The organism is Pseudorhodobacter sp. W20_MBD10_FR17 (genome assembly GCF_052119765.1).
In the GTDB taxonomy this organism is placed as follows: Bacteria; Pseudomonadota; Alphaproteobacteria; order Rhodobacterales; family Rhodobacteraceae; genus Pseudorhodobacter.
Genome location: NZ_JBGQOQ010000010.1, coordinates 110,994 through 128,095, shown reverse-complemented (window position 1 = coordinate 128,095; position 17,102 = coordinate 110,994). Strand labels below are relative to the sequence as shown.

7 protein-coding genes and 1 pseudogene are annotated in these 17,102 nt (G+C 56.8%); 7 read left to right on the top strand and 1 reads right to left on the bottom strand.

The window, feature by feature from the left end; all coding sequences use genetic code 11:
• The first annotated feature begins 59 nt into the window (after positions 1 to 59).
• From bcsA to ACEN2J_RS09090, 4 genes are read left to right on the top strand one after another with little or no spacing between them, the layout of a single operon-like run.
• The gene (gene bcsA / locus ACEN2J_RS09105) at positions 60 to 2,447 is read left to right on the top strand and encodes a UDP-forming cellulose synthase catalytic subunit (RefSeq protein ID WP_442105157.1); all 2,388 of its coding nucleotides are present in this window, start codon (positions 60 to 62) and stop codon (positions 2,445 to 2,447) included.
• The gene (locus ACEN2J_RS09100) at positions 2,444 to 4,783 is read left to right on the top strand and encodes a cellulose biosynthesis cyclic di-GMP-binding regulatory protein BcsB (RefSeq protein WP_442105155.1); all 2,340 of its coding nucleotides are present in this window, start codon (positions 2,444 to 2,446) and stop codon (positions 4,781 to 4,783) included. The genes bcsA and ACEN2J_RS09100 overlap by 4 nt, the downstream gene beginning before the upstream one ends.
• Positions 4,780 to 5,904, top strand: coding sequence for a glycosyl hydrolase family 8 (locus ACEN2J_RS09095; RefSeq protein ID WP_442105153.1), 1,125 nt, complete (start codon positions 4,780 to 4,782; stop codon positions 5,902 to 5,904). The genes ACEN2J_RS09100 and ACEN2J_RS09095 overlap by 4 nt, the downstream gene beginning before the upstream one ends.
• Positions 5,901 to 7,382 carry a tetratricopeptide repeat protein gene (locus ACEN2J_RS09090; RefSeq protein ID WP_442105151.1) on the top strand — a complete coding sequence of 494 codons (1,482 nt, stop codon included), beginning with the start codon at positions 5,901 to 5,903 and terminating at the stop codon, positions 7,380 to 7,382. Before ACEN2J_RS09095 ends, ACEN2J_RS09090 begins: the two co-directional genes overlap by 4 nt.
• An 80-nt stretch (positions 7,383 to 7,462) precedes the next feature.
• On the opposite strand, the gene ACEN2J_RS09085 is transcribed toward ACEN2J_RS09090, so the two are convergent.
• Entirely contained in the window at positions 7,463 to 8,128 is a 666-nt protein-coding gene (locus tag ACEN2J_RS09085) for a hypothetical protein (RefSeq protein WP_442105149.1), read from the bottom strand.
• Between the two features lie 557 nt (positions 8,129 to 8,685).
• Here ACEN2J_RS09085 and ACEN2J_RS09080 point away from each other — a divergent pair.
• From ACEN2J_RS09080 to ACEN2J_RS09070, 3 genes and pseudogenes are all read left to right on the top strand, one after another.
• The gene (locus tag ACEN2J_RS09080; protein ID WP_442105147.1) at positions 8,686 to 9,438 is read left to right on the top strand and encodes a SapC family protein; all 753 of its coding nucleotides are present in this window, start codon (positions 8,686 to 8,688) and stop codon (positions 9,436 to 9,438) included.
• Between the two features lie 116 nt (positions 9,439 to 9,554).
• A complete protein-coding gene (locus tag ACEN2J_RS09075) occupies positions 9,555 to 10,238 on the top strand; it encodes a hypothetical protein (RefSeq protein WP_442105145.1) in 684 nt (227 codons plus the stop codon).
• A pseudogene (locus ACEN2J_RS09070) lies at positions 10,238 to 16,501 on the top strand (leukotoxin LktA family filamentous adhesin); the annotation flags it as partial. The gene ACEN2J_RS09075 and the pseudogene ACEN2J_RS09070, both read left to right, overlap by 1 nt.
• Between the last annotated feature and the right edge of the window lie 601 nt (positions 16,502 to 17,102).

Here is a 17,102-nt window from a genome sequence, read left to right as displayed (position 1 = left end):
AGGGGCCCCGCCTATGAGGGCCCCCTTCAAAGACAGGTTAGAGGCGTGACGATAGTAGTATGAAAAAGAAAAATTTAAACAGGGAACTGCAAAACAGACCGGTGCTTTTGCTTTGGTTCTTGATTGCGATTCCAATTGTCGTCTTGATCAGCGTGCCCACCTCTACAGGCGGACAGGCTTTTATCGGGCTTACAGCCGTTGGCCTTATCGCGTTCCTTAAACCCGCCTCACACCAGTTGTTTCCGCGGATGTTGATTTTGGCAACGGCCACGGTCCTTGTCTTGCGCTATTGGTTTTGGCGCATTTTTGAAACATTGCCCGAGGCAGGCCTGACGGTTTCTTTTGTGATCGCCATTTTGCTGATGATCGTTGAAACCTATTCGATCGCCGTATTTTTGCTGAACGCCTTTGTGATCGCCGATCCGACCGAGCGCCCCTTTCCCGAGCAAGTTCCCTTGGATGAACTGCCGACTGTTGATATTTTGATCCCGTCGTATAACGAACCAATTGATATGCTGAGCATCACATTGGCTGCGGCGCTGAATATGATTTATCCGGCCCATCTGCGCACGGTTGTGCTGTGTGATGACGGCGGCACCGACCAGCGTTGCAATTCTGACGACCCCGAGCTTGCAGAAAAGTCGCAAAAGCGGCGGGCCGAGTTGCAGGCGCTTTGTGCCGAACTGGGTGCCAAGTATTCCACACGCGCGCGAAATGAGCACGCCAAAGCGGGCAACATGTCAGCGGCGCTTGAAGATTTGGATGGCGAGTTGGTCGTCGTGTTCGATGCTGACCACGTGCCGACCCGCGACTTTCTGGCCCGAACTGTTGGCTACTTTAAAGAGGACCCAAAGCTGTTTTTGGTCCAAACACCGCACTTTTTCATCAACCCAGACCCCATTCAGCGCAATTTAGAGTTGAGCCCGCAATGTCCGCCTGAAAACGAGATGTTCTATACCGAGGTTCACCGCGGCCTTGATCGTTGGGGCGGCGCGTTCTTTTGTGGATCGGCGGCTGTGCTGCGTCGTGCGGCGCTGGATAGTGTGGGTGGTTTCGCTGGTGAAACCATTACCGAAGATGCTGAAACAGCGCTGGAAATTCACGCTGCCGGTTGGACAAGCCTTTATGTTAACCGCGCGATGATTGCAGGTTTGCAGCCTGAAACCTTTGCGACCTTTATCGAGCAACGCGGCCGTTGGGCCTCGGGCATGATGCAGATGTTGATGCTGAAAAATCCGTTGTTCCGCAAAGGGTTAACCCTGCCGCAGCGCATGTGCTACATCAACTCGATGAGCTTTTGGGTGTTCCCGATTATTCGCCTCACCTATATCTACGCCCCATTGGTCTATCTTTTCTTTGGGATCGAGATTTTCGTGGCCACGTTTTCCGACGTTTTGGCCTATATGCTAAGCTACCTTGGCGCGGCGTTTTTGGTGCAAAACGCGCTGTATAAACGAACGCGATGGCCATTGATTTCTGAAGTCTATGAGGTTGCACAGTCGCCCTATCTGGCCAAGGCCGTGCTAAAAACGATCCTGCGCCCGCGCAGTGCCAGCTTTAACGTGACCGCCAAGGATGAGACGCTGGCAGAAGACTATATCTCACCGATCCACGGCCCGCTTACCTTTATGTGGCTGGCCACAGTCGCGGGCGTGATTGCGTTGATCGTGCGTTGGATTGCCTTTCCTGGCGACCACACGGTTCTTATTGTTGTGGGCGGTTGGGCTATTTTCAACTTTATTCTGGTTTCATTGGCGTACCGCGCGGTTGCGGAAAAGCAGCAGCGCCGGTCGGCTCCGCGTGTCAAAATGAACATGCCTGCAACGCTTTGGGTTGACGAAGACAGCGCAAACACGATTCCGGTTAAAATCGTCGATGCGTCGACGGGTGGTATACGCATTCTTATTGAAACCAAGCATCCCATTCCTGCGGCGCATCTCGAGGGCAAGTCGGTCTATTTCTGCGCCCATTTTGACGAAAGCCCGCATCTTGAGACGCCAGCCCTTGCACGGATCGTGTCTATCCAAAATGTAGACGGAGGCCAGATGCTTGGCCTGTTCCTAGAGCCGGATCAAGATATGAAGGTTCAAACCGCCGTGGCCTTTATGATCTTTGGTGACAGCGAAAACTGGCGTCAATATCGGCAGGCGAGCCAAGAAATCAAAGGTATTTGGGGCGGTTTCGGCTATGCACTATACCTGTTTGTCACAGGTTTGCCGTTATTGCTGCGGGATCTGGCGCGTGAGCCAGGCCGCCGTGCGATGCTAAGCAAGCTGCCGCCATCCAACGAAAAGCCTGCGCATCTGCTGGCATTTGGTGTTGATCTGGAATCAGAGGCGCGGGCCGCCCGCGAGGCCCAGTTCGCGGCAAGGCTGGAACAAGCTGCCAAAGAAGCAAGTATCAAGCAAACCCGGACTGCGGCGAATACTGGGCGGGTAGGCCAATGATAGATTGTAAACCTTTTCTTAACCGTGCTGCGAAACTTGGCCTGTTGCTGCTGCTGTTGTTGAGCAGCCCCGTGTCTGCGCAACAGGGCAATGATGCCCCTTTGATTGACTTTGATGCCGTATTGGCCGCGCCATCTGGGACACTTGCTACGGTCCCGGACACCGGCACTGCTACGGATACAGGCACTGCTACGGGCACCGACACTCCTGCCCCAGACGGCACCACGCCTGAAGTTGCACCTGTTAACGAGCCGATAACCCAAGAAATTCAGGACGAGGCCTTTCTGACGCTTCCAAGCTTTGAGCGCGGCGCCAATACGGAAGATCCGAATGCCGATGAACAAGGTGGCGGCGTTCTGTTGCCTCTGACGTCCAGAAACCCGACGTTGGACGGCATTGTTCGCCTTAGCGGCGAAGTGCAAAGTGAGAAGTTTTATATCGATCTGCCACAGGCCGCCGCTATCGAACGCGTTGTGCTGTCTTACCGCGTGTCTATCAACGTTCTGCCTGAGCAATCCCAAATGCTGATCCGCGTGAACGGCGTTGAGGCCCTGTCGGTCCGTCCGGATGCCTTTGATGGGTTCACACGGATTTTCCTGCCGGCAACGTTGTTTGTTGATGGCCGTAACGAGATTGTGGTCAGTCTGCGCCATACGCACCGCATTTACTGCGGCCCAGAAGCAACTTTTGATGTCTGGACCGAGATTAACACCAATACCAGTGGTGTGCGCATCAACCGAGGCGATCTGCCGATTGATGCAGTCGGCATGGAGATGGCGCTGCGGGCACAGGTGGCCATGTCGGGCAACCTGCCGGTGCGCTTGATTGATGATCTGGTCTTTGATGGCGTTCCGGCCGTTGACAGCCGCAACGATCAAATTCTGAATTTGCTGTCACCGCGTCTTGCCGGTTTGCGTGGAAGTAGCCCTATCATCCTTGCGCCCGAAGATGCGTATGGCGTGAGCAATGGCACGGCGCCATTGGCCCGCATCACGGTGCTTCATGGGGTCCAGCCAAGCGTTGATATTCGGCGCGGCGGCGATGGTACTGCAGTGCTATTGCTGACGATGGGGTATGACGGTGCGTTGCCCGAGCTTGACGATGTGCTGCCATTCCCCGAGCCATTGGAAGATAACGCGCTGCTGACACCTGATAAGGTCACGTCCTTGAAGGATCTTGGGTTTGAGCAAACAGAGGCGTTCAACCACTATACCGAGCAAAACATCACGTTCCGCTTGCCGGATGATTGGCTTTTGTTGGCCACGCAAAAAGGCATGTTGCGGCTAAATTATTCGTTCTTGAATGGCCTGCCAAAAAGCGCGCTGATGTTGGTTAAGCTGAATGACACGACCATTCGCATGTTGCCGCTGGATATTAACGGCGGCAATGAACAGCCAACGCTGGATGTTGGATTCCGTGCAAACCTTTTGCATCCGGGGGCCAATCTGCTGACCTTCGCGACCGTTGTTCCGGGGGATCCGGCCGATCAGCCTTGCGCGCAGAATTCGGCCCCGATTGTCACAATCGGCAATGACTCTACTTTGTATGTGCCGCCCTCGCCCAAGATGCGGATGTTGGATTTGGCGCGCCCGATGCTCGCGATGCAGCCCGATCAGATCAGCGCTGATTTTCCAGCGTTGACCAACCGTAGCGTTACTTATTTCCCGGCCATTCTGGCGGCGGCCTTGCGGCCGATTGCCGGAACCAAGCCAATGTCTGACGCGTCCTTGCATGTCACGTTAGAGGCAAACGATGTCGGCCTGAGCCTTGACGATCTTGGGGTTAGTCGCCGCGAATTGCTGCAATTGTTCGACGATCGAACCAGCGCAGTAGATGCCAATGGCGTGGATGTTCCAATCGATCAGGGCCTGTTCGACCGTGCAATTGCATTTGCAAAGAATACGGGGCTTCAGGTGCGGCAACTTGCAATTCCCAATGACGGGCCACTGGGGATTTGGTTGCAGGGCAGGCACGCAGATGCCGTGCTGTTTATCCCGCGCGATGCCGCCCCCGAAGAGGTTTGGCTGATGGTGCGCCCGCAAAGCGACCCGCAAGCCTTGGCCGCCACTTTGGCCCAAGCGCGGCTTTCGCCCGAAGGCCCCCGAGGCAGGCTTTCTATTCTGACCAGTGATGGTAAATGGGAGAGCTGGCGTAACTCAACGCCCGCGCCTTGGATGCTTGAACCGCTGACAGTGAAGAATTTCCGGACGGTCGCGGGCAATTACGCCTCATGGTCGCCGCTTTATTTCGATGCGCTTTTGATGCTGCTGACATTTGTGTCGGTCGGGCTGGCGCTGGTCTACATCATCACAACAAGAGGACGTCGTAAACGATGAACCGCAGAATGGCTTTGCGACAAATCGCAACACTCACCTCTGTCTTTTCGGGCTTGCTGCCCCTGCAGGCCTTGGCCCAAAGTTCTACTGATGCCCTTCTTTTCAGTGGCCCTCGCAATCCGCTTGCTGCCCCTTGGGCGTCGTGGAAAGCGGCGTATCTGTCGGCGGATGGCCGTGTGGTTGATGCCATGCAGCAAGGCGCCAGCCACTCGGAAAGCCAAGGCTACGGGTTGCTGTTGGCAGCACTCTTTGGGGATACGGCAGCCTTTGACCTGATTTTCGCCTGGACCGAGGACAATCTGGCGATCCGTTCGGATGCTTTGCTGGCGTGGCGGTGGTTGCCTGCGGACAACGGGGGTGTGCCCGATCTGAACAATGCCAGCGATGGTGATCTGTTCTATTGCTGGGCTTTGGTGATCCGTGGCCAGCGCGAAGGCAATGTTATCATGCTTGACCGCGCCCGTGCTATCGCCACTGATCTTGTGGCCAAATGCGTGGTGCCGTCGCCTGACAACTCTGGTCGGTCGCTGATGTTGCCTGCCGCCCAAGGCTTTAGCGAAAATGGCGCCGTAGACATCAATCTGTCCTATTACATGCCACTTGCAATGCGCGAAGTCGCACTTGCCACAGATACCCCGTTGCTTTCGAAATGCGCTGGCGACGGGATTGAGATTATGCGGATGCTTGCAAGTGAAGGCCCGATGCCGGATTGGATCGGCATTGGTCCCAATGGCTTGTTCGTGTCGGCCAAACAGTCAGATCGCAACGGGTATGAGGCAATGCGCGTCGCTCTTTTCCTGATCTGGTCTGACAACGCAGACCATCCTGCTGTTGCCGCCCAGTTGGCGGTCTACCGCGCCGCTGAAACGCGTGATCGCGCAAAGCTTGCAGGCGGTAAATCCGTCACTGTGTTTGATCGCAGATCCGGTGCAGTGCTAGAGACAAGCAGCCATGTTGGATATGGTGCGCTGCCGGCTTTGATGGAATGCATCAAATCCAAAGGCATCGGATCTACTATTCCCTTTTACCGGACAACCGATCAGGCCTATTATCCTGCAACCCTTCACCTTATGGCGCTGATCGTTCAGATCACTGCTTCGCCCGAATGTGTGCCGATATGAAACAGTTTTCCCTCTCTTCACGCTCTAAAATGTTTGGCTTTGTTCTTTTGGGTGCAATGCATCTTGGTGCCGCCGCCTTTGCACAAGCCGCGCCCACCAACGAAGACCTGCGCGCCCTGCGGTTTTATACCGAAAACAAAGATACCGCCGCCGTTGATGCCGAAGTGCGCCGCCTGAAACAAGAGTTTCCGGGCTGGCAGCCCCCAACGGATTTGGGCAACTTGGCGCCGTCGCAACCAACGACAGAGGTTGCAGATATCTATGCACGGCTTGCGCGGGGCGACATCGAAGGCGTGCGCCGTGTTATGCAGGCCACCAAAGCGCGTTATCCCGCATGGGTGCCGCCCGCCGATCTGACGCGCCAGTTCGACCTGGTCGAGGCCCAAGATTCCTTTGATCGTGCCGTAAATGCGCGCAATACCGAAGAAGCGTTGCGCATCGGCAAGCGTGTCCCGGCGCTGTTTCGCTGTGACCGGATCAATAACGCATGGAACCTCGCTGCGTTACAGACGGCTTCGGGCAATCCGTCGCGCGCGCTTGCGGCTTATAACCAAACCGTGCGCACCTGCACCACAATTCCCGATATCATCGCGACCATTGAAAAGGCCGAAACCGTCACCACCGATGTGCAGTTGACCGGGTTGGTCGATGTTGCCAAGCAGCGCTTTCCCGCACATGCGGCGACGTTCAATGCGCTAAACCAACGGCTTTTGGCTGGCCGTGGGGCTGTCAGCACGGCGGCCCCAGTTGCCGCCGCGGCACCAGTCGCTGCGCCTGCCGTTGTGGCCCCCGCAAAGGCACCAACGCAACCTGCGGCCAAGGCCCCGACGCGCACAGTCGTGGTCGCCCCCCCGCAGCCGCAACAACAACCGGTTATCCTACAGTCTGCCGGATCTAACAGCCCGCTTTCGTCTTTGCCGCGCACAGGGGATAGTCGTTTGAACCAGGCGCGCGCAGCAAAAGACAGCAACCGCTTCGACGACTGCTTGGCGCTTTCTGCGCGTCCGGGATCAATGGATCTGGCATATGAGCGGGCGTGGTGCGCCTATAATCTGGATCGCTCACTTGAGGCGATTGCGTTTTTCTCGGCCGCATCACAGGCAGGGCTTGGCGCTACAGTGTCACGCGATGCACGGTTTGGGCTGGTTCTTTCGATGTTGAAGCGCAACATGACCGAAAGTGCCGCCGATATTGCCTCTCGTACAGATCTTACGGACAAACAGCGTTATGAGGTTGAGGTCATCATCCTCGATCAACGTGGTATCATCGCCTATAATTCAAAGCAATACGCCGCCGCGATTGAGTATTTTAACGCGTTGGAACAGCGTCAAGGCAGTTTGCGGCGTGATTTGGCTTTGTTGCGCGGCTATGCCTACCTGAATATGGGGGACCGTGCCCGTGCGCGTGAACAGTTTCAGGTCTTGCACAATGCTTTGGCTACCAAAGAAACCGCGGCCGCCCTTGACGCCGCATATTAACCGCTTTGTTTAATGCGAAACGCCGCCCAATCAGGCGGCGTTTTCAAGGTGTCGGTTTTTGATGCTGTCGGCGCGACCGGTCACTCCGTGTCGCGGTTAAGAATAATAACGCCGCCTTGCTGAATATCTTGGCCTCTGGGGCCTTCTAGCGTGTTTGCCATGGTGCCTTTGATGGCTTTTTCATTGGCTAGGAAAAAGCCATCAATGTTCACTGTTACGTCTTGGTCCACATCACCCCAGTAGATGGTAGAGCTGCCACTGGCTTTTACAGACGTCGAGTCTTGCAAACCTTTCAGCGCGATGCTGCCATCGCCCACTTTGCCATCCTTGCCGCGAAAACCCCAGATTGACCCGGTGACGCGGGCGGTTCCGAAATTGACGTTCAACGCCATCGAGGCAAGTGCATCGGGGTCACCAGCATTGATTTGGGTCAAGCTGGCATTATCGCCAAAGGCCGCGATACCATTGTAAGTGGCCGCACCCGACAATGGGACAGACGCAGCCTCTGCCGGTTTCCACATATCGAAACGCCGAATAACTGCGGTCGCTTCACCGGCCAGAGTGTCAAACCCGTCCTCGTCATACTTTGCAGACCGCAGGGCGGCTGTTGTGGTTGCGGCTGCCCCGCTCGTGGCAGTGGCAGTGGTCACTGCTGCCGCATAGGTATCGGACCCGCCGACACAGCCAGAAAGTCCATATGCCAATGCAAGCGCTGCGGGAAATCGAATTGTATAAAAAGGTGTCACAATATGCTCCTGTTTGTGCGAGGCCTTGTTCACCCCGTCGTATGAGAGCAGATTTGCCAACCAAGTTTGGCGCTTGAAGGGCGAGATCTAGACAATGCTAGGCAAAAATAAGGTAGTGTTTAGGCATTTGCATTTGCCTGATGTCACCATCTATTGGCCAAACGCGCGACTTGATCAGAAGGTGTTTCTGCCCCTGCAAGGGCCTGACACGGCACGGTGCTGCAAATGCAGAATTCCACAACGAAAACCATCATGCTGATCGCCTTTGGGCGAGGCCCTCGCGCTGCTTTAATCGAATGAATACCGAACCTTGCGGCGAGGGCGAGGTCAGCGCACCCGCGCCGCTGATTGGAAAGATTTTCAACACCGCCAAGCGAACATGTATCGGCGCAAGAGTGGCCTGCCACCAATTGTGGTGGGGATCGCGGTTTTGGCGCCCTCTGCAATGGCCTCTATGTGTGGCGAGACCATTAAAAAGGTTGAGAATTTACGCAAATGTGCATAGTGTAAAAAAAACAGATTAAAAATTATACTTTTCAGCAAGGATTCCACAGAACATGTCCAATCCTCTATTTTATAAAAATGTGGTTCCTCTGAACACGGAGGCCCATAAAAACCTGCGCCTTTCTGTCCCTAAAAAACCGCTGGCCTTTGCGCAGGATGCAAACCTAATCCCCGCGCTTGTTGATGAGTTTGAATTTGCGATGGGCGATCTTCCAATTGCGTTCTTGCCGGGCGCGGCTGGGCCATCGGCTGTTTTCGTGACGGGCTTAACCCCGGGCAACAATGTGTTCGTATCCAAAGACGGGCTGTGGGACGGGGCGTATGCCCCCGCCTATCTGCGCCGCTACCCGTTTATCGTGGGTGATGTCGCGGGCAGCGATTCACTTCTATGTGTCGATGATACATATGAGGGCCTGAACGAGAAAGAGGGTGACCGGTTTTTCACGAAAACGGGTGCCTCTGAAGAGACGCTCGAGCGGGCTTTGACCCTGTCGCAAAGCTATAAAACATCGGCAGAGCGGACAGATTTGTTCGCGAAAAAACTCCAAGAGGTAGATCTGTTGCGCGCTGTGTCCTTGGATGCGGTCAAGCCGGACGGCGAGAAAACAAGCGTCCACGGCCTGATGGTCGTAGATGAGGAAGCGTTTGCGGCGCTGTCCGCCGAGACATTGCATGAACTGCATCAGGCGGGCTTTTTGAAAGCTATTTATTGCCATTTGTTCAGTTTGAAAGCGATCGCAAGATTGGGGCGCCAACTGGAAGGCGCTTCCGCCGAACCTGAAAAGACAGGCCTGAAAAAAGCCTGATACCTCTTTGTAATGTTACGATTTTCTGGTTGTTGTGAGGCTCGTAATTTGGGGCAGCGTTTTGTCATGCTGTTGTGGAGCTCACAGAAAAGTAATTGATTTTTTGGAGAGTTCCTATGTCGGCTTGCTGTTTTTCGACCACAAAGTTTCGCGCGTCGCTTGGTGTTGTTGCCCTGACTGCCATTATGGGGCTGGCGCCGACGCTGGGACTTGCGCAAGCAGCACCGGCGGCGATCACCGAGGCCGCAGCCGTCGCCTCTGTGGCCGGTTTTAGATCGGCCCAGTTCGGGATGGACGAGGCCGCTGTCCGCGCCGCAATCGCAGCCGACTTTGGGAAAAGCGATGATGACATCACCGTCAGCGAGAATGTCATCGAGCGGACAAAGCTTTTGTCGGTCAAGGTTCCCGATTTGCTAGAAGGCGGTGGAACGGCCCAAGTCTCCTATATTTTTGGATATAAGAGTAAGGGGCTGATCCAAGTTGGCGCGTCATGGAACTCTGAGACGGACCCCGCGATCACGGATGCGATGTTGGTCGCCAATGGGGACGTTTTGACCAGCCATTTTTTAACCGCAGGTTATCCTGCGGAGTCGGTCAAGACCGGAACGGTTGTTGCGAACGGCGTGCTGCTGTTTCGGGGATCGGACGCCGAAGGGCACACGTCGATCCTATTGTTGCAAGGCACTTTTCAAGACGATGGCAAAGGAAACAATGCGCTAACCCCGACGGGGCTGGCGCTGTTGTATTCGGTCAATCCTGATCAGCCGGATATTTTTAGAATTAAAGATGGAAATTTCTGATGAAAAATTATCGGAGCGACCAATCTTTTGACCAAAGCGCCGTCAAGTTCACCAAAACAGCCACATCGCGTGTCACCAGCCTAATGGCTGGTGTTAGTCCAATTGTACTGGGGTCATTGTTTGCCGTGGTCCCGCCCGAGATGACATGGGCGCAGGCGGTTAATCTGGACGGCTTGGCCGTTAACAATATTGTTGCAGATGGCCGCACCAAGACCAGGATCAGCACGACCGGAAACCACACCAAGATCAGCACCGACACGGTTTCGGCCGGCGTTGGTTTTAACACGTTTTCCGACTTTCAAGAAGCGGCGGGTCAGCGCGTAGACCTATATGTTCCCGATCAGGCCGGCAGCCTTGTCAACATCGTCAGCAATGGCGCGGTTGTCATCAACGGCGAACTGAATTCTTTCAAAGATGGAAAGATCGGCGGAAACATTTATTTCGCCAACTCCAACGGTTTTATCGTTGGTAAATCGGGCAAGGTTAATGTCGGCTCTTTGACAGTGAACACCCCGACGCAGGAATTCTTGAACAAAATTGTTAGGGCGGATGGCACGGTTAACAATGCTGTCGCACAGCAATTGATGCGCGGCGAAATTCCGATGTCGCCAAATGGTGTGATCTCTATCTCGGGCGAAGTGAACGCCGAGGGCGGGATCACCCTTCAGGGCCAGACGGTTTTTGTAAATGGCAATACGGGGCCTTTGACAGGCGCCGATATTGGCCAGCGGCTTAAATTCAACTCGACCGTAAACTCGACCGGATTGATCGAGGGCGGTGCCCTGATTTCCCGTGGGGGGCAAATTGCCATCGTGGCGGCGGGTGATGTCAGCTTTGGTGGTCGCGCTGATGTGCGTGCAAAGTCTACGGGCAATGGCGGCAAAATCTCGGTCACGTCTGGCGGGGATACAACTATTTTTGCCACAGCCGAGTTCTTGGCGGATGGCATGGGTGACGGCGCGTCTGGCGGCGAGATTATTGTTCAAGCAGGCAAGACGCTGCTGACCGAAGATCAGGCAAAGTTCAGCTCGGCCGGTGTCGGCTATGGCGATGGTGGTTTTGTCGAGCTGAGCGGCAAGACCGCGTATATCGGTGCGGTTCAGGTCAATCTGGCCACCGATTCCGGGGCCGCGGGCACGCTGTTGTTTGACCCTTATGATCTGCAAATCGGCGGTGTTGTCGCGCAGTCGGGTGCCTCGGATGATTTCAGCCTCGCGGCGAATATCGTAAGCGCGGGCGCCAATATCATCTTGCAGGCCGACAATTCTATCACGATCGCTGCGGGCGGTATTTTGGATTCGGCCAATGGCGGCGGGGCGGCCGGCAGCATCACGATCGAGGCGCCGACGATTACGTTGGCCAACGGATCAACAGTTACGGCTGGAACCACGGGCGACGTCACCATGACGGCTGTTCGGACCAACGGCGGAACCGCCGAGATCATCATTGGCCAAGGTGCAGGCACGGCCCCGGTTCTAAGCGGTGCCAACATCACGCTAACCGCAACATCGACGGCGAATAATGGCATCTTGCTGGTGGCATTGCCCACGGCGACTGCGACAATCACACTGACAAATGCCACGATCAATGCCAGTGCTGCATTCTCGGCCACCGCTACGGCTACGGCCAATGGCGATCTGTCCTTGGTGCCGCTGCCAATCGGCGTTGTTGTGACGAATTCTTTGGCCTCGGTTGATGTTGGCGGAACGACGGCTTTGACCGCTGGCAGCGTTAATCTTGCTGCGTCATCTAACGTTAATTCCAATATTCCGACCGAGTCTTTGGCGCCTGCAAACAGTGCCGCCGATGGCGCGGTAGCGGTTTCCACAATCAACAGCACGGCAATCGCACGCATTGGCGACACTGCCACCGTCAACGCGACAAATGCCATTGACCTGACCGCGACCAACACCGTCATTTCCTTCGCCAATGCGACGCCGCAGGCGGCTGCCTTTGGCGCGAGCGTTGGTGTCAGTGTCGTCAACTCTGTCACAACCGCCGAAATTACGGGCGGCGCGGATCTGTCCGCCGCCAGCCTATCGCTTGACGCATCGTCATCGACCGATATCACCGTGACCGCTGCTGCCGCTGCGGGCGGGGCCGCCGAGCCGACCGCCGGATCACAGGCTGCGACCTTCCTGAGCGGTGCCGAATATGGCGACGAAGCCAGCACGAGCGAAGGCAATATCTCTGTCGTTGGTGCGCTTGCAATTTCTGATCTGACCTCGACGACGACGTCGGCGTACCGCGCCACAGCCTCGGGCACCATTTCCGGCGATCTGCGTGTTGCCAGCAGTTCCCAAAACAGTGTGATCCTGACGGCTGACGGGTCCGCTGTAGACTCGACAACCGGTGTTGGCGTCGCGGTTGGTATCAATATTGCCAAGATCAAAAATGATGCGATCATTTCAAATGCCGTGACCGCTGGCGCGGTGCAAGTGTCTGCTTTGTCTAACAATGGCTTGTCCGCGAAATCCGGAAACGCGTTTTCAACGACGGCAACTTCGGGGGCTGGTGCTGCCGATGTGGGCGTTGCTGGGTCGCTGGTATTGAACCTGATTGATACGCAAAGTACGGCGACAGTTGGGCCAAACGTGGCGCTGACCATCACAGGTGGTGCAGTCTCTCTTACGTCAGAGGATGAAACCGAAATCACAGCCGAGGCGAAGCCTGCCGATGGCGGTGCTACGGGCGATACATTGGGGCTTGGCGCCTCGGTCGCAATCAATATCGTGGCCAACCGGTCCAAGGCCGAGGTGTCCGATGGCGCCACCGTTGCTGGGTCCAGCGACCTAACTTTGTCGGCCACGGCGGTCCATGCGGTGACAACTGCCGCCGAGGCTGGCTCTTCGGGGGGCGTTTCCCTGACGCCGGTTCTGGCGCTGTCGATGGTGAACAACACAACGACGGCCCGTCTGGGCACAGGCAGCACGCAGGTTAATTCGGGTGATGTGACTGTCTCCGCGGCCCAACAATCGACCACGACAACATCGGCCAAGGCTGATGCCGCCGGGGCCAAGGCTGCAATCGGTGCGTCCTTGGCATTGGCGTTGGTCGATGACCGCGTTCTTGCGACGACCGATCGGAATGTAACGGCCACCACGGGGGCTGTGACGTTCAATGCCTATGGGGCATCGTCGTCGACGCTCGAATCTGTGGCCAGCGCCTCTGGTGCGGCCCCCGCAGATGATGCAGGCGATACGCCAGCCGGTGCGCCTGCTGATGTTGATACTGCTGTTACAAGCGAATTGACCGCAGGTTCGACCAAACAAACAAGCTCTGGCGTTGGTGACGCCGATCAGCAGGCTGCGACCACTGCCGAGGTCAATGATGAAGACGGGCACTCTGCGTCGACGTCAGAGGGCAAAATCACGGTTGCGGCGGGTGTCGCGATTAACGTGCAGAATGCGACTGTCACGGCTGGCGTGCCAAATGGCGTGGTCATTACATCGGGCGGGGCCCTGACCCTGCGCACGGCAAGCAACACAACCGGCGAGGCTACGGCTTCAGGCTCGGCAGTTGGTGTGAAAGATGCGAACGGCAACACGCCAGAGCCGTCTAAGGTTGGCATCGGTGCTGCTGTTGCCGTGAACGTGGTCAAGTCCAAGAACGATGCGTCCTTGGGCGTTGCGGCGCATTCTGTTGGTGGTTTGACGGTTGAGGCCTTAAGCCTTGACGTGGCCAAATTGATGGCCGCACCAGCCAGCACAGACACCCTGTCCGATAGCTATAAAGCAAGCGCTACCTCGGGTGCGGGGGCCGGAAAGGTCAGCATTGCAGGGTCGGTTGCGATCAATTTGATCGACACGCAAAGTGTTGCGTCTATTGCAAAAACGTCTACCGTGACGGTTACTGGCGGCGGTGATGTCCGCCTTAGCGCGGACAATCAGACCGCAACCGAAGCCGAGGCCCTGCCTGTAGACGGCGGCGGCGGTGGGGATGTTGGTATCGGGGCCTCAGTCGCGATCAACATCGTGGCCAACCGGTCCACGGCCGAGCTGTCCGATGGGGCCACGGTCACGGGGGCTGCTGCTCTTACATTGTCTGCTGATGCCGTGCATTCCGTGACCACAACCGCCGAGGCTGGCTCCGAAGGTGGCGTGTCGATCACGCCGGTACTGGCGCTGTCGATGGTCAATAATACGACAATGGCCCGTTTGGGCAGCGGCGGTACGCAGTCCAACACTGGCAACGTCACAGTGACCGCCGCGCAAGGTTCGACGACCACGACATCGGCCAAAGCTGCCGCTGCTGGGGCGAAAGCTGCCATTGGCGCATCGCTTGCGCTGGCCTTGGTGGATGATCAGGTCCTTGCGACCACGCAGCGCAATATCACGACGACCACGGCTGCGGCGGATGTGACCTTTGGTGCGATTGGCGTGTCCAGTTCGACGCTTGATGCGACCGCCAGTGCGGCAGGCGCCAAAGAGGGCGATGACGCGGATGCCGCCCCGACCAGCACGGGCGACAGCGTTGACAAAACCGCAACCAAAGAAATGACCGCCGGGGCCAGCAAGCAAAAGACATCTGGTGTCGGTGATACAACACAGCAAGATGCGACTACAGCCGAGGCCGGAAACGAAAGCGGCCGCTCTGCCAAGACGTCTGAGGGTAAGGTTTCGGTCGCCGCTGCGGTGGCTGTCAATGTCCAGAAATCGAACGTGACTGCGGCTGTCCCTGATGGGATCAACATAACATCTGGTGGCGCGTTGACTGTGGCGTCTGCTAACAACACCAACGGGTCTGCAACGTCGGATGGGTCTGCCGTTGCGGGTGCCGATGGTGGCACGTCAAAGGTCGGAATCGGCGTTGCCGTTTCGGTGAACGTGGTGACTGAAAAGAACACTGCCTATTTGGGCGCAGGCACCCATGCGGCCAACGGCGTCCATGTAAGTGCGATGCAGGGCGCGGCTGTGCCGACAGATACGTTCTTGGCCAAGGCCACATCAGGCGCAGGCGGAACCAAAGTCGGGATCGCCGGATCGCTGGCTTTGAACTTGATCAATGTTGAAACAACGGCAAAAATTTCCGGCGCGGCGATTGTAAATGCAGGCACAGGTTCGTCCAGCCTGAAAGCCGAAGAGAAGATGGAGGCGACCGCCACCGCAGCGCCAAGCGATCAGGCCACGTCTGGTGGCAAGGTTGGTATAGGTGCCTCTGTCGGTTTGAACTTTATCACGACGACGACCGTGGCCGAGATACTGGACGGCGCAACGCTGACCAACGGCACAGGCCTGACGGTTGATGCCGCGTCTGACATAACAACGGTGACAGAAGCCTCGGCAGGTGCCGCAGGCGGTATTGCCGTTGATGCCTCCGTGGCCCTTGCCATGCTGGATGAGACAACCACGGCTCGTATTGGCTCTGGCAATGCTTTGTCGATGGGGGCTGGCGCGGTTGTGATCCGCGCCTCGAACAAAGGCGCGAATACGGCCACGTCGACAGGCGAAAACAAGTCTGGCAAAGTCGGTATTGGCGCGTCTGCGGCGGTTATTCTGGGCAACGGCGCATCTGATGGCGTTCTGGACAACACCTCGCTGACAACCGCCCATTTAAACCGTGGCGTGACCGCGGGGTCGTTGCAGATCACGGCCAGTTCCGACCGCACCTATGATGCAACCGCGACGGCCACTGCCAAAGGCGGCGAATTCGACGCGGCGGATGAAAAGAAGAATAGCAGCACCGGCGGAACGTCAACCAGCGCCACGTCTTTGGACAAAACCAAGGATTCCCAACGCGGCAGTGATGGGAAATCCGGCGGGTCCAAGGTTACTGTGGCAGCGGCGGCAGGTATTGCCGCAGCGCAGGACAATGTTTCTGCGACCCTTGGGGATGTGACTGTCAATGTGACAGGTGCTTTGGGCGTCAGCGCGACCAATAAGGTTGGTGTTGCGACCTCGGGCAGCGGGCTTGCCGTGAATTCGGCCAGCAATATCGGTGTCGGCATTGGTGTGGGCCTTGGGATCATCAACAACAAAACCTCGGCACTGATCACCTCGGGTGCGACGATCACCAATGCTTCGGCGGTCACGCTGGCTGCGACATCACGCGAGAACGTGGATGGCGCGTATCTGACAAAACTGACCGCATTGGGCATTGCAGGCGCATCTGGCAAAAAGGTGTCTGTCGCGGGTGCCTTGGCGGTGGGGATTTCGACCGGCGAGAGTAGTGCTGTCATCGGCGACAATGTGTCAATCTCAACTGCGGGTGCCGTGTCGGTCACGGCTGACAATACCAGCCATCTGGCCACCAAGGCCTTGGCCGGTTCTGTCTCTAAGGGCGGAACAGGGATTGGCGCGTCGATTGCGGTTGTCGTATCTGATAAAGACTACACTGCCTCAGTCGGGGGTGGAACGACGATTGCCTCTGGCGGGGTGACAGTGAAGGCGTTGACCCATAAAGTTGACGCAGGGACCACGTTCACATTCTCTGATCTGGACGCCCTTAAAACAACGCTCAGCACTGGGCAACTACTTGGTGCCAATAACTATTATGTCGAGGCTGTCGGCGGCTCTGCGGGCACCAAAAACTCGATCACCGGGTCGTTCGCGGTTATGGTCTTTACCGATGATGTCAAGGCATCCGTCGGTCAAAGCCTTGCTGGAGCAGCCACTGCGGCCACGACGGTAAATGCTGGTGTTGGTGACGTTACGATTGAGGCGAACAACGATTTTCTGGCCAAGGCCCTGTCTGGCGCAATAGCCCTGAGCAGTGGCAACGGCGTTGGCATTGCCGGTTCGGTTATTGTCAGTGGCGGGACGACGATCGCCCAGCTTGCCGATCGGGCGATCATCTCGAATGCGCGTCTGTTTACCAGCCGCGCGCTGGCCTCGCAGGATATTCAGGCGTTCGGCGTTGCTGTCG

Bases quoted from the DNA above. Each gene is read 5' to 3' on its own strand.
- bcsA (WP_442105157.1), top strand. From the start codon at position 60: ATGAAAAAGAAAAATTTAAACAGGGAACTGCAAAACAGACCGGTGCTT.
- ACEN2J_RS09100 (WP_442105155.1), top strand. From the start codon at position 2,444: ATGATAGATTGTAAACCTTTTCTTAACCGTGCTGCGAAACTTGGCCTG.
- ACEN2J_RS09095 (WP_442105153.1), top strand. From the start codon at position 4,780: ATGAACCGCAGAATGGCTTTGCGACAAATCGCAACACTCACCTCTGTC.
- ACEN2J_RS09090 (WP_442105151.1), top strand. From the start codon at position 5,901: ATGAAACAGTTTTCCCTCTCTTCACGCTCTAAAATGTTTGGCTTTGTT.
- ACEN2J_RS09080 (WP_442105147.1), top strand. From the start codon at position 8,686: ATGTCCAATCCTCTATTTTATAAAAATGTGGTTCCTCTGAACACGGAG.
- ACEN2J_RS09075 (WP_442105145.1), top strand. From the start codon at position 9,555: ATGTCGGCTTGCTGTTTTTCGACCACAAAGTTTCGCGCGTCGCTTGGT.